Raw genomic sequence first — 13,892 nt, forward strand, 5'->3', positions numbered from 1 at the left:
TCGCGCTCCGCGCATAGAGTGTGGCGGTCCGGCCAGGAGCAACGGGGGAGTCACATGAGCGAGACCAGGGTCGCGATAGCGACGAGCAAGGCGGGAATGCACGCCGACGCGGATCTCGGACCGGTCGTGGCGGCCCTGCGTGACGAGGGTCTGACCGCCGAGCCCGTGCCCTGGGACGCGGAGCCCGCCACGTGGGAGGGATTCGACCTGGCCGTGGTCCGTTCGACCTGGGACTACACGGAACGTCTCGACGAGTTCCTGGCCTGGGCGGACCGGACAGCGCAGGTCACCCGGCTGTACAACCCGGCGCCCATGGTGCGGTGGAACACCGACAAGCGCTACCTCCGGCACCTCGCGGAGCGGCAGGTCGCCGTCGTCCCGACGCGCTTCATCGAACCGGGCGAGCAGTACGGCCCGGACCGCTTCCCCGAGCACACCGGACTCGTGGTGAAACCCGCGGTCTCTGCCGGAGCCCGCGACACGGCACGCTACGAGCCCGGCCGTCATGCCGACGCCATGCGTCATGCGCGGACGCTGCTCGACCAGGGCCGTGTCGTCATGGTCCAGCCCTACCTGCGTTTGGTGGAGGAAGGCGAACGCGCCCTCGTCTTCGTCTGCGGCGAGTTCAGCCACGCGATCCGGAAGGGACCGGTGCTGACCGAGCCGGGCGTCATCGACAACGACCGGATCGCGCACCCCGACGTGACCGCCTACCAGCCGACCGACGAGGAGCGGGAGACCGCCAGGGCGGCGCTGGCCGCGGTGCCCTCCGCCGAGGCCCCGCTCTTCGCACGGGTCGACCTGGCGCTCGACGACGCCAGGAAGCCCGTGGTCATGGAGCTGGAACTGGTCGAACCGGATCTCTTCCTCGCACACCACCCCGACGCCGTGCGGCGCTTGGCCCACGCCGTCGCGGCCAAGGTGCGCCGGGTCACGCCATGACGGTCACCCGTCACCCGTCACCCGTCACCCGTCACCGGGCGTCCGCGGGCTTCCATCCCCAGGCGGTGAGCATCCCGGCCGACACCGCGGCACACTCCTCGGATCCCAGGTAGCGGACCGCCGCGTCGACGGCCGCGTCGTCGACCAGACCGGTGGCGAGCATCGCCACCCGGCTCCGCTGCCAGGTGTCCGCCCAGAAGCGGCTGATGGGACTGCCCGGTACCAGCGGGGGCACATGGATCTCGGCGGCGACCGGCACGAGCCCCGCGCCGCGCAGCAGGTGCGGGTACGACGGCACCCGGGAGACATCGGTGCCGATGGTGGCCCGCAGCCCCTGCCACATCGCCCGCATCGCCGTGGTGTACGGAGTGCCGGGCGTCCGGTCGCTCGTCAGGTCGACGGCGTCGCTGAGCACCAGCACCCCACCGGGCGCCACGAGCCCGGCCAGTGCCGTGATCAGGCGCTCCCGTTCGGGCAGGTGCATCAGCACGAAGCGCGCGTGGACGAGCCGGAACCGGCGGCCGGGGTCGAAGTCCGGGGCGGTGATGTCGGCTTCCAGCACGTCGAGTCCGGGCGCGGGCCGTTCGGCGAGGAACCGTACGTCGCGGTCCACGGCGAGCACGCCCGCCATCCCGGCCTCGTCCAGGAGACGCCGGGCGACCGTGCCCGTGCCGGCGCCCGCGTCGAGGCAGTGCCACCCCGGGCCGGCTCCCAGTGCCCGGAGCCGCGCCACGGTGATGTCGTCGTAGGCGAGGGCGCCGAAGTCGATGCGCTCGCCCTCACCCGCCTGCTCGGGACGGAACACGGCCTCGCCGTACCGGCCGCCCGTCACGCCGCGGCCGCCGTGACGGCCGAGGCGCCGTAGAGCCCGGAGAACGGCAACAGCGGGTCATCGATCAATGTCATGGCCGAACCTCTTCACGCGATGCGGCGGTGCCGGGCGGCCCGTCCGCGACCGCCGCCCCACCGATCCTCCACCGGCGCCGGCCCGCACACCCGAGGCGCGCCGCCCCTGAGCCGATCGGCCCAGATCCCGAACCCGCTCAGGCAGCACCACGCCCACCCGCCCCGGCGGCACCCCCCGACGCCCCGCGGACCCCCCTGGCGCGCCCGACGAGGGACGCCGCGGCCCTGTCCCACTCGGGAAACGCGAAGGCGAACCCGGCCGAGCGCAGCCGGCCGGGTACCACACGGCGGCTCTTGAGCAGCAGCTCCGTGTCCGTCCGCAGCGCGAACGCGCCCAGTTCGGCCATCCAGCGCGTCGCCGGCAGCCCCACCGGTACGCCCCAGGCCGTGCGCAGCGCCCGCATGAACGCCCGGTGCGGAACGGGGCCGGGCGCGGCCAGGTTCACCGGTCCCTCGATGTCCTCCCGGGCGATCAGGAACTCCACCGCCCGCACGAAGTCCTCGTCGTGGATCCACGAAACGTACTGCGCCCCGCCGGCCACCGGCCCGCCCAGACCGAGGCGCGCCAGTCGCGACAGCACGTCGAACACGCCGCCCCGGTCCGGACTCATCACCATCGCCGAGCGCAGCGCCACCTTCCGGGTCGCCGCGGTGGGAGCCTCGGCCTGCGCCCGCTCCCAGTTCTCCGCGATCCTGACGCTGTACGCCCAGTAGTCCGGCACCCCGGCCTCCGAACCGCCGATCACCCCGGTCGCCTCGTCGTGCGCCGCTTCAAAGCGGTGCGCGTAGACCGTCGCCGTGCTCATCTGCAGCCATACGCGCGGCGGCCGCGCCGCGGTGGCGATCGCCTCGCCGATCACCCGCGCCGAATCCACCCGGGAGTCCATCATGGCCCGCAGGTTCTCGGCGGTGTAGCGGCAGGAGACGCTGCGCCCGGCCAGGTTGATCACCACGTCGCAGCCGTCGATCGCCTCGGCCCACCGTCCGAGCGCGGTCCCGTCCCAGCCGATGTGATGCGGCCGCGCGGGACGCCGTGTCAGCACCGTGACATCGTGGCCGGCCGCCGTCAGCGCACGGTCGAGAATCGTGCCCACCTGTCCGGTTCCCCCGGGCAGCACTATCTTCATCGAACCCCCTCGGCTTCTCGCACCACCAGCATACGCGCGGTTTGAACATGTTCAAACGCGGTGCTCGGCGCGGGCCGCCCAGCGCTCGCCGGGGGTGCGGATCTTTGTACCGAACGTGCGGGTAACAGAGCGTGCTCCGCCCGGATTTGATAGGAGTGGACCGGATGCCGTGCGGTCGCGCGATCGTGGCGCATCCGTCGTGCATCCGTCGCGCATCCGCCGCGGAAGCAGAGCCTTGCGGGCTCGGAAGGGGGCTGTGATGGGGCTGCTCCCCACGACCGTGCACCGGTGCCTGGTGTGCCGGGCGGACCAGAAGAGCGGACAGGCGCGCACCGTGGTGGTCGTCGAGGGCGGGCTGTCGGTGACGTGGCATCTGGTGCGGTGCCCGCACTACCGGGCCGACCGCATCCTGGCCGACCGCGACGGCTGACACGTCCCCCTTGCACGCGGGAGGGACGGGGCGTCGCCGACCGCCTGCCGGCGCCCCCTCACGCCATCAACGACTTGTCACGAACCCGTCATTGATCGGTCATCATGCGCCGGGCGACACTGTGGATCCCGCGGTGTCACCTTCTTCCCGCGGGCGATCGCTTGTCCTCCAGGGGGAATTGACGTGCGCACATCTCGCAATCGGCGGACGGGGGCGGCCGCCGTGGCGGCCCTCGCCGCCGTCGCGCTCGCCGCGGGCCTGACCACACCCGCCGCGGCCGCGCCCACACCCGGCCCCTCCGGCGTCCGGCAGGACCACCGGCCCGCCCGGCCGGGGTCCACCCAGCTGACCCTGATCACCGGTGACCGCGTCACCGTGGACGCCGAGGGCCGCCCGGTGGGCATCCTCCCGGCCAAGGGCCGCGAGAAGATACCCGTCTCGGTGCGCCGCGCCAACGGCCGCACCAGCCTCGTCCCGCTCGACGCCCAGAACCTGATCGACTCCGGCCGGCTCGACCCCCGGCTCTTCGACCTCACCGAGCTCACGCGGCCCGAGTACCTCAAGGCCCGTGGCGACCGCCTCCGGCTGATCGTCCGCTACGACGGGGCCGCCCCGGCGGCCAAGTCCGCCCTCCGCTCCACCGGCGACCTGCACGTCGACCGCACCTACGGCCTGCTCAACGCCGAGGCCGTCACCGCGACCCCGGCGAAGGCCGCCACCCTCTGGGAAGCCCTCACCGACCGGCAGGCCGGCACCACCCGCCGCGCCACCGCCTCCGGCATCGCCGGCGTCTGGCTCGACGGCATCCGCACCGCGCGCCTCGACAAGAGCACCCGGCAGATCGGCGCCGACAAGGCCTGGGCCGCCGGATACGACGGCACCGGCGTCAAGATCGCCGTCCTCGACACCGGCATCGACACCACCCACCCCGACCTGGCCGGCGGCAAGGTCGCCGCCGAGCAGAACTTCTCCGCGTCCGCCGACGCCAAGGACCGCTACGGCCACGGCACCCACGTCGCCTCCATCGCGGCCGGTACGGGCGCCAAGTCGGGCGGGAAGTTCAAGGGCGTCGCCCCGGGCGCGAAGCTCCTCAACGGGAAGGTCCTCGACGACAACGGCTTCGGCGACGACTCCGGCATCCTGGCGGGCATCGAGTGGGCCGTGGCCCAGGGCGCCCAGGTCGTCAACCTCAGCCTCGGCGGCCCCGACTGGCCCGAGACCGACCCGATCGAAGCCGCCGTGAACAAGTTCTCCGCCGACAAGGGCGTGCTCTTCGCCATCGCCGCCGGCAACGACGGGCGCAACGGGCCCGGCACCATCGACTCCCCGGGCAGCGCCGACGCCGCCCTCACCGTGGGAGCAGTCAACGACGCCGACGTCCTCGCCGACTTCTCCGGCACAGGCCCCCGCCTCGGCGACGGCGCCGTCAAGCCCGACGTCACCGCCCCGGGCGTGGACATCACCGCGGCGGCCGCCGCCGGCAGTGCCCTGGTGAACCGGTTCGGGCAGAAGCCGGCCGGCCACCTCACCCTCTCCGGCACCTCCATGGCCACCCCGCACGCCGCCGGCGCCGCCGCCCTGCTCAAGCAGAAGCACCCCGCGTGGACCGGCGCCCAGCTCAAGGCGGTCCTCACCGGCTCCACCAAGCCCGGCCCCTACAACGCCTACCAGCAGGGCAGCGGCCGTATCGCGGTCGACAACGCGCTCGGCCAGTCGGTGATCGCCGAGCCCGTCTCCCTGGTCTTCGCCGGCGGGCAGTGGCCGCACGAGGACGACGCCCCCGAGACCCGCAAGGTCACCTACCGCAACCTGGGCACCACCCCGGTCACCCTGAAGCTGTCCGTCACCGCCACCGGCCCCGACGGCAAGCCCGCCCCGGCCGGCTTCCTCACCTTCGCCAAGCCGAGCGTCACGGTCCCCGCCGGCCGCACCGCCACGGTCGACCTCACCCTGAACACCCGGCTCGGCGGCTCCGTCAACGGCCGGTACACCGGACACGCGGTGGCGACCACGGGCGGACAGACCGTCCGCACCGCGGTCATCGCCGAGCGCGAGGTCGAGTCGTACGCGCTGACCCTCCGCCACACCGGCCGGGACGGCAAGAAGGCCGGCACCTACCGCACCACCCTGGACGGCCTGACCGGCCCGGCCACCGGCAGGCAGTTCGAGAACCACGAGAACTCCGGCACCGAGACCATCCGCCTCCCCAAGGGCCGCTACCTCCTCGACTCCCGGATCGTCGTCAACCCCGAGGACTTCGAGTCGGGACTCGACTGGATCTCCCAGCCCCGCCTCGACCTCACCCGGAACACCGCGGTCACCATCGACGCGCGCACCGCCAAGCCGGTGACCGTCACCGTTCCCGCTCCCACCGCCGTCCAGGAGTTCGTCGCCCCCACCTACGAACTGCGGGCCGGTGACGCCACCTACGCCTTCGGCTGGTGGCTCGGCTCCTACGCCCAGCTGCGCACCCGCGCCCAGGGCCCCGCCCCGGCCGCCGGCACCACCCTCTTCCAGCAGTGGCACACGAACTGGCGGGCCGAGGACGGCGGGTACCACGCCGCACTCGGCGGCCCGGTGCCCCAGCTCTCCACCGGCTACACCCGGCACCTGAAGGACACCGACCTGGCCACCGTGCTGGTGACCCACGGCGGCTCGGCCGCCGGCAAGGAAGGCGCCGTGCGGGCCGTCGGCCGCCTCCCGGGCGGCGGCACCGAGAACGCGGCGTTCTCCTGGGGAAACGTGCCGAACGGGGTGAAGTGGCGCCTCTCCGCGGTCGACGGAGCCACCTGGGACCTGTCCGCCACCCAGTACGCCGTGCACGAGGACGGCACCCAGGACGAGGAGATCACCTACGTCGGTGACGGCCCGCGCGCCTACCAGGGCGGCCGCACCCACAAGGAGCACTTCGGCACCGCCGTCGTCGGCCCCCGGGTGGACACCGCGGCCGGACTCGGCCTCTACCGGGACGGCGACCGTATCCGGGGCACGCTGCCGCTGCTCGCGGACGGCGCCGGACACAACGGCGTGGACCTCCTGGCCAAGGGCAAGACCGTGCTCTACCGCAACGGGATCGTCGCCGGCACCCAGAACGCCGAACTCCGCGACGCCAAGCCCTTCACCGTCCCGCCCGGCGAGGCCTCCTACAAGCTGGTGGCCACGTCCACCCGGCCCGAGTCCGTCACCCGCACCTCGTCCAAGGTGACCGCCACCTGGTGGTTCCGCTCCGGCACCACCCGGGCCGGGACCCCGGCGCAGCTCCCCGCCTCGGTCGTCCGGTTCACCCCGGACATCCGGGCGGAGGGCACCGTCAACGGCGGCCACCCGCTGCGGGTCCCGGTCACCGTCCAGGGCTCTGCGGCCGGGCAGGGGCTGAAGTCCCTGACCGTGTCCGTCTCCTTCGACGACGGCTATACCTGGAAGTCCCTGCCGGTCCAGAACGGCGCGGTCACCGTGCAGAGCCCGGCGGCGGGCGGCCACGTCTCGCTGCGCGGCACCGCGGTCGACACCGCGGGCAACAAGTCCGAGGTCACCGTCCTCCGCGCGTACCTCACCGACTGACCGCGCTCCCCGCACGGCACGCACGGCACGGCCCCGGAGGCGACCGCCTCCGGGGCCGTACCGCGGAGCGGCGGGCGTGGACGGTTCTGCGCCACCTTCAAGATCATTGATATGAAGATCCGGTCGAAGCGCGCGCCTTGCCGCGCGCCCGTGAACCGGGGGAATCTCTCATGACCGAGTACGTCCACTCGTCCGACGGCACGCCCATCGCCTACGACCGGCAGGGAACGGGTCCCGTCCTCGTCCTCGTCGGCGGGACGCTCATGACCCGGGCGCGGCACGCCGAGCTCGCCGCACTCCTGGCCGACGCCTTCACGGTCGTCACGTACGACCGCCGGGGCCGCGGTGACAGCGGGGACCACGCCGTGTACGAGGTCGGACGTGAACTCGACGACCTGGACGCCGTGATCGAAGCGGCCGGCGGCGGCCCCGTCCTGCTCCACGGCATGTCCTCCGGCGGCGTGCTCGCGCTGGAGGCGGTGGCCCGCGGCAGCGCCGTCTCCCGACTCGCGGTGTACGAACCACCGTTCGTCGTCGACGACAGCCGCCCGCCGCTGCCGGGAGACTACGTCGAACGCATCACGGACCTCGTGGCCGACGGCGATGCGGACGGAGCCCTCACCTATTTCCTGACCGCGGGCCTGGCCATGCCGCCGGCCGCCGTTCCGGGCATGCGCCGAATGCCGTTCTGGGAGCCCTGGAAGGCCACCGCCCACACCCTTCCCTACGACGGAAGACTGATGAGCGGCACCATGTCCGGCCGCCCGCTGCCCAGGGACCGCTGGCAGTCCGTCTCCGTGCCCGTCCTCGTCGCCCACGGTGACGCCGGCGACCCGTACATGATCAATGCAGCCAAGGAACTCGCCTCCCACGCCCCCCATTTCACCCTGCACTGCCTGACCGGCCAGAACCACAACGTCGACCCCCGGGCCCTCGCCCCGGCCCTGACCGACTTCTTCCGTCACTGACCGGCGGCGGGGTCCACCCGGGTCCCAGCGGAACCCGAGGGGAACTCGGAACTCACCGGGACTCACCAGGGTTCGGGAAGCTCACCGAGGAGCATCCCCACCATCACCTCCGGATCCGTCAGCGTGGCCAGCCGGTACGCCCGCGCGTACCGGTCCTCGCCCGCCCGTTCCCGCGCGGCCCGCTGCGCCTGCTCGCGCAGCGGCCCCAGCTCCGGTGTCCCGCGCTGCGGGTGACCGACGGTCTCCCAGTAGGTCTGCCCCACCCCGTACGCCGCCGCCGAGTGCTCGCCGCGGCCCTGCGCCGCCAGGGCCGCGGCCATCAGATCGAGGCCGAGCGCCAGCCCGAACGCGTCCCCGATCACCTGCTTCCCCCGGATCATCGAACGGGCGTGCCCGGCGGCGACGCCGGCCCGGTCCTGGTAGAGGGCGATCACCGCCAGCTGGTAGTCGGCGTACGAGCGGGTCCAGTGCTCGCCGACGGCCGCCGCCCGGTCGCGCAGCGCCCGCGCCTCGGCCTTCGCCCGGTCCAGCAGGCCCGCCCCCGTGAGGGCGAACACCAGGACGATCCGGCAGCGCGCCCCGGCGGCAGGGTCCACGACCGGCCCCGCCAGTGCCCGCTCCGCGGTGTGCAGCGCCGCCAGCGGTCGCCCCCGCAGGAGCAGTACCAGCCCCTCCAGGTACGCGGCGTCCGCGACCAGCGCCTCGTCGCCCGCCGCAGTGGCGGCGGCCCGCGCCTGCCGCCCCAGCCGCGAGGCCGGCTCGTACCGGCCCTGCAGACAGCGCACCACACCGAGCGCCCAGAACGCCCTCGCGTGGATCTCCGCCGGCGCCGCGACCAGCTGCAGGAACTCGTCCAGGTAGTGGCCGGCCTCGTGCAGATGCCCGCAGCACGCCCAGAAGAACGCCACCCGGCCCGCCATGTCGAGGGCGCCGCACGGGTCCGAGACGAGCAGGTGCCCCAAGGCCGCGCACAGGTCGCCGTGGCAGGCGGCCAGCCGGGCGTAGCCCGCTCCCTGCCCGGGGCCCCACCACTCCCGCTCGGCGTCCGCGACCAGCTCGCCGAAGTACCGTGCGTGCCGGTCGGCGAGGGCGGCCGTCTCGCCGAGCTCCGCCAGCCACATCTCCCCGTACTCACGGATGGTGTCCAGCATCCGGAGCCTGCCGCCCTGCCATGAGACCAGGCTCTTGCGTTCCAGTCCGGCGAGCGCCGCGGACAGTTCCGCCCGGGTCAGCGGCCCCCCGCCGCACACCCGCTCGACGGCCTCCCGGTCGGCGGCCGAACGGAACACGGACAACCGGGCCCACAGCAACCGCTCCAGCGGCTCGCAGAGTTCATGACTCCACCCGATCGTGGTGCGCAGCGCGTCGTGCCGGGCCGGACTTGTGGGGGAGCCGGAAGGAGCCGAAAGCGTCAGCCTGCGCAGGACCCGCCCCATGTCGTGCACGGACAGCTGTGGCAGCCGGGCCGCAGCCAGCCGCAGCGCCAGCGGGATCCCCTCCAGCAGCCCGCACACCCGGGCTGCCGCCACCCAGTCCTCCGGAGACTCCCAGACGACCCCCCGGGCGGCGGCCTCCGCGGTGAACAGGGCCAGGCCATCGGTCTCCGGATCCAGCGGGGACACCGGACGCACTCGTTCCCCGGCCGTGCCCAGCGGCTGACGACTCGTCGCGAGAACCGTCAGACGCCCGCAGCCCGCGCGCAGTTCCGCCGTCAGCGCGGCACATTCGGCCAGGACGTGCTCGCAGGAATCGAGCACCAGCAGGACGCGGCGGTCGCCGATCCAGGACCCGAGCGCCCGCACCGGATCGCGCCCGGAATGGTCGGACAGCCCGCACGCGTCGGCCACCACCGCGCCGGCCAGGGCCCGGTCACTCACCGACCACAACGGAACCCAGTACACCGCCTCGAACACACCGGCCCGCACCTGCGCCGCCACCTGCGCCGCTAGACGGGACTTCCCGACACCGCCGACCCCGGCCAGGGTCACCAACCCCGGCCGCTCCAGCACCGCCAGAAGCTCCGTCACCTCATCGGCGCGCCCCGTGAACGCCCCGGCGTCCGCCTCGATCCACCTGTGCACACCCGTATTCTGATGGACCGGCGCCCCCGCACTTCCCGTCGCGCAGCGGCCCTCCCCTTCCCGGAGCCGGAACCCTACGGCGAAGGCGTGTGCCGGGCGAGCCGCTTCGCCAGGATCTCCTTCACATGAGGCCAGTCCGCGCGCACGATCGAGTACAGGGCGGAGTCGCGCACGCCGCCGTCGGCAGCCAGGAAATGCGCCCGCCGGACGCCCTCGAACGCCGCGTCGAGCCGCTCGATCGCGGCACGGGAGCGGGCGTTGCGGACGTCGGCGTGCAGCGATATCCGGTGTACGTCCCACTCGTCGAACGCCAGTGACAGCAAAAGGGACTTGGCCTCCGTGTTGATACCGGTGCGCTGGGCCCAGGGCGCGAGCCAGGTGGAGCCGATCTGACCGGCGTCGGGAACCCCTCCGGGGTTGACGTGTCCCGGGCGCGGCGGCCACACGCCCGCGTGCCAGTACTCCAGGTCCCTGAGCCTGCTCGTGCCCGCCACCCGGCCGTCGTCGGCACGTACCAGCGTGTAGGTGACGGCGAGGCCGGACTCCCCGTCGAGGAGCGCGCGTTCGACGTACCGGTCCACCGCCGCGGCGTCGGCCGGCACATAGGTGAATCCGTAGGTCCCGCGGTCCTCGGTGGCCGCGGCGAGCAGGCCCGGGGCGTGGGCGGGCGACATCGGTTCCAGGCGCACCAGGCGCCCGGACAGGGCAGGGGCTTCAGGCATGGCGACATGATCACACCGCCCGCCCGCTGCCCGTACGCCACCCCGCCTCCCGGGCCCGCCCTCCAACGGCCGTGGCCCGTCAGCCCCCGGGCCCCGGCCCGCCCCGCCGCAGGTCGGCATCGGTGAGGGGTTCCAGTTCGCCGCGGGCGTCGAGCCGGTACAGCAGGGCCACGGCGGGGAAGACCAGGACGGCGGCCACGCCCGTCACGATGACCAGCCAGTTCAGGGTCGACGGGGCGCCCGCCGCCTCGGCCACCGTCAGGGAACCCGGCACGAGGTAGGGACGCTGCGCCAGGCCCCAGGCGAGGACGGCCGAGGCGATCACACCCACGGCCGACACCCGGGACCAGGCCCCGGAGGTGCGCAGCAGCAGCCAGGCCGTCACGACCCCGGCCAGCACGGCCGCCACGAGGAAGAACAGCCCGGCGCCCCGGGTGAGCCCGTGCCACAGATGGGGGGCGTCGCCGTGGGTGACCGCCAGGGCGAATCCCCCCAGTACGGCGACGGCGGCGAGGGCCACCAGGGCCCGCCGCCGGAAATAGGCGTGCAGGTCGGGGGAGGCGAAGCGCACCGCGTCCGCCGCCAGGAACACCGCGCCGAGCAGGGCCGCGCCGACGACGGCCAGCAGGCCGAAGAGGACGGAGGTCGGGTTGGACCAGGCATGCGCCGACGGCGCGGTGCCCGGTGCCGCACGCCCGGACGCGATCCCGCCCACCGCTGCACCGAGGAAGAACGGGGTGAGGAGCGAGGAGACCGCGAACACAGCCCCGTAGACGCGCCGCCCGGCGATCTTGCGGGTGGGCTTGCGCAGGGCGAACCCGGCGCCGCGCAGCACGATGCCGACGGCGGCGAGGGCCAGCGGCAGCCACATCGAGGAGAACACCGTCTGGAAGAACACGGGGAACCCGGTCCACATGATGACGAAGACGAAGATGAGCCAGACGTTGTTGACCTCCCACACGGGGGCCATCGCATGGTCGATCAGCCGGCGGGGGCGCTCACCGCGTGCCGCCCCGCCCGCGGTCAGGTCCCAGAACCCGGCCCCGTAGTCCGTGCCGCCCGCGCAGGCGTACGCGGCGACCGCGAGGAGCAGGACGAAGGCGACCACATCGGCGGTCACGGCCCACCGCCCTCCGTCGGCGGCCGGCCGTCACCGCGCCGGACCGCGGGGGAGTCCCCGGCCGGAACCGCGGAACGCGGTCCGTAGGGGGTGTCGGCCTCCGGGGTCTCCGGGGCCGCCGTCCCGGCTCCCTCGCCGCGCTGTTCGTCGTCGAGCCGCCACCGGGTGCGCATCCTCAGCAGCACGGCCAGGAAGGAGCCGAAGATGAAGACGTACACCACGGCGACCAGCCCGAACATGGTCCACAAGGCGGTGGAGCGGGTTGCGGTGACCGCCTCGGCGACCCGCATGTTCTGGTAGACGATCCACGGCTGCCGGCCCACCTCGGTGGTGATCCAGCCGCATTCGACGGCGATCACGCTGGCCACTCCGGCACAGGCGGCGGAGCGGTAGAACCAGGGGGAAGCCGGCAGTCTCCGGCGCCGGAACCAGACGATCGCGTACCAGAGGGCGAGCAGCAGCAGCACCGAGCCGATGCCCACCATGATGTCGAAGGCCCAGTGGGCGATGGTGGCCTGGGTCGCGTTCGGCCGGTCGCTCGCCGGTACGGACGCCAGCCCCCGCACCTCGGTGCCGGGGCTGAAACCGGCGAGGATGGAGTCGAGCTGCGGGATCCTGATGCCGCCCGAGACGGTCCCGTCGGGATGCAGGCGCCCGAAGACGTACTCGGGAACGTGCGTGTCGGTGTTCCAGACGATCTCCATCGCGGCGAACTTCACCGGCTGCTTGCGGAACACCGCGCGGGCGATGGCGTCGCCCAGCACGAACTGGACCGGGGTGAAGACGGCCGCGACGGTGAACGGAACGGTGAAGCCGAGGCGGTGGTAGTGGTCGCGGCGCCCGCGCAGCCAGCCGGCGGCGTAGACACCGGCCACCACGAATCCCGCGGTTACCAGCATCGCCACGACGAAATGCCAGTACTGCGGCCCGAACATCGGGGTGAAGATGGCCTTCCGCACGTCCACGTCGACGGGGTTGCCCTCGGAATCGAGGGTGAAGCCCCGCGGGGTGTTCATCCAGGAGTTGGCCGCCAGGATGCCGAAGGCGCCGAGCAGAGCGGCCGCCGGCAGCGGAAGTGCGAGCAGGAAGTGGGTCCGGGGCGGCAGCCGGCGCCAGCCGTACAGATAGATCGCGATGAGGACGGCCTCCAGGAAGAACGCCCAGGCCTCGACGCCGAAGCCGATTCCGAAGACATCGCCCCACCGGCCCATCAGGCCCGGCCAGAGCAGCCCGAACTCGAAGGACAGGACGGTTCCCGTGACGACCCCGATCGCGAACTGCACCGCCATGACCGCCGACCAGCGCCGAGCCAGCAGCAGGGCCGCCGGGTCGGCGCGGCGCAGCCCGTAGCCGTGCATGATCAGGGTGATCAGCGGCAGCGCCACGCCCAGGGGCACCAGCAGGATGTGCGCGGAGAGGGTGAACGCCATGAGTGACCTGGCCGGCAGCATCTGAGGTGGTACCTCGGCCAGCAGGTGGAGCGCGGTGTGCATGCGCGACTGACTGCCTCCTCCGCAGCGCGACCCTGCGCCGTCCGGGCGACGGCACCCGAGCGGCTTCGGCGTCACCCAACCACCACGGCTGGTCCGCACCGGACCGCCGCGAGCCGCTTTGCGCCACCCGGCCCACGATCTTCGCCCGGTAGGCGGTGCCCGCGGCACGGCCCTGACAGGGCGGGGCCGACGGACTCGCTCGCCGAACGGGATCCCGGGGTCGTCGCCTCCGGGATGCAGGTGATGACAGCCGGTGAGGTTCGGGCCTCCGTGGGGTGACTCGCCCCATAGGGCCCACATCACACACGAACCGGGCTAGTAGCCGTCATCGGCGCGATTCCGCTCCCGCGCACCTGCTCTCACCTGCGTGTATTCCGCCGGGCCAGGCGCCGGGCCGCAGCCGCCCGATTGCGGGTGTCTTAGTAGGCGGGGGCGTTGCCAGGGCCTCGCCGGCCTGGCTAACTGGTTCTCGTCGCCGAGGCGGCCGGGGCGCACAGCCCCCCGCCGGACGAACCCCTCTCCTCCGCGTGAGTGGCTCACGC

At 73.3% G+C, this 13,892-nt stretch carries 10 protein-coding genes; 4 read left to right on the top strand and 6 right to left on the bottom strand.

The features are described 5' to 3' along the window. Positions 1 to 54: 54 nt before the first annotated feature. A complete protein-coding gene (locus tag ACGFQ9_RS22640; RefSeq protein ID WP_393575969.1) occupies positions 55 to 942 on the top strand; it encodes a RimK family alpha-L-glutamate ligase in 888 nt (295 codons plus the stop codon). Positions 943 to 973: 31 nt separating this feature from the next. Here the strand turns inward: ACGFQ9_RS22640 and ACGFQ9_RS22645 are convergent, their stop codons facing one another. Continuing rightward, positions 974 to 1,747 (bottom strand): class I SAM-dependent methyltransferase, encoded by a 774-nt coding sequence (locus tag ACGFQ9_RS22645; RefSeq protein ID WP_393575971.1) that lies wholly within the window; start codon positions 1,745 to 1,747, stop codon positions 974 to 976. A gap of 238 nt (positions 1,748 to 1,985) precedes the next feature. Continuing rightward, positions 1,986 to 2,975: a TIGR01777 family oxidoreductase gene (locus tag ACGFQ9_RS22650; RefSeq protein ID WP_393575972.1), complete on the bottom strand. Its 990-nt coding sequence runs from the start codon at positions 2,973 to 2,975 to the stop codon at positions 1,986 to 1,988. A 259-nt stretch (positions 2,976 to 3,234) separates the two neighbouring features. On the opposite strand from ACGFQ9_RS22650, the gene ACGFQ9_RS22655 reads away from it, so the two are divergent. The 3 genes from ACGFQ9_RS22655 (at position 3,235) to ACGFQ9_RS22665 (ending at position 7,934) form a co-directional block, all read left to right on the top strand. Continuing rightward, positions 3,235 to 3,405 carry a hypothetical protein gene (locus tag ACGFQ9_RS22655; protein WP_393575973.1) on the top strand — a complete coding sequence of 57 codons (171 nt, stop codon included), beginning with the start codon at positions 3,235 to 3,237 and terminating at the stop codon, positions 3,403 to 3,405. Between the two features lie 183 nt (positions 3,406 to 3,588). Continuing rightward, positions 3,589 to 6,966 carry a S8 family serine peptidase gene (locus tag ACGFQ9_RS22660; RefSeq protein WP_393575974.1) on the top strand — a complete coding sequence of 1,126 codons (3,378 nt, stop codon included), beginning with the start codon at positions 3,589 to 3,591 and terminating at the stop codon, positions 6,964 to 6,966. Between the two features lie 170 nt (positions 6,967 to 7,136). Next, complete coding sequence (locus ACGFQ9_RS22665; RefSeq protein WP_393575975.1) at positions 7,137 to 7,934, top strand: alpha/beta fold hydrolase; 798 nt, start codon at positions 7,137 to 7,139, stop codon at positions 7,932 to 7,934. 62 nt (positions 7,935 to 7,996) lie between these two features. On the opposite strand, the gene ACGFQ9_RS22670 is transcribed toward ACGFQ9_RS22665, so the two are convergent. The 4 genes from ACGFQ9_RS22670 to ACGFQ9_RS22685 all read right to left on the bottom strand — a co-directional run bounded on the left by ACGFQ9_RS22670 (position 7,997) and on the right by ACGFQ9_RS22685 (position 13,350). Further along, complete coding sequence (locus ACGFQ9_RS22670; protein ID WP_393575977.1) at positions 7,997 to 10,015, bottom strand: ATP-binding protein; 2,019 nt, start codon at positions 10,013 to 10,015, stop codon at positions 7,997 to 7,999. 74 nt (positions 10,016 to 10,089) lie between these two features. Then, a complete protein-coding gene (locus tag ACGFQ9_RS22675) occupies positions 10,090 to 10,737 on the bottom strand; it encodes a GNAT family N-acetyltransferase (RefSeq protein WP_393575978.1) in 648 nt (215 codons plus the stop codon). Between the two features lie 79 nt (positions 10,738 to 10,816). Continuing rightward, positions 10,817 to 11,857 carry a cytochrome d ubiquinol oxidase subunit II gene (locus ACGFQ9_RS22680; protein ID WP_393575979.1) on the bottom strand — a complete coding sequence of 347 codons (1,041 nt, stop codon included), beginning with the start codon at positions 11,855 to 11,857 and terminating at the stop codon, positions 10,817 to 10,819. Continuing rightward, the gene (locus ACGFQ9_RS22685) at positions 11,854 to 13,350 is read right to left on the bottom strand and encodes a cytochrome ubiquinol oxidase subunit I (RefSeq protein ID WP_393575980.1); all 1,497 of its coding nucleotides are present in this window, start codon (positions 13,348 to 13,350) and stop codon (positions 11,854 to 11,856) included. The genes ACGFQ9_RS22680 and ACGFQ9_RS22685 overlap by 4 nt, the downstream gene beginning before the upstream one ends. Between the last annotated feature and the right edge of the window lie 542 nt (positions 13,351 to 13,892).

The organism is Streptomyces sp. NPDC048603 (assembly GCF_043199475.1).
Lineage (GTDB): Bacteria > Actinomycetota > Actinomycetes > Streptomycetales > Streptomycetaceae > Streptomyces.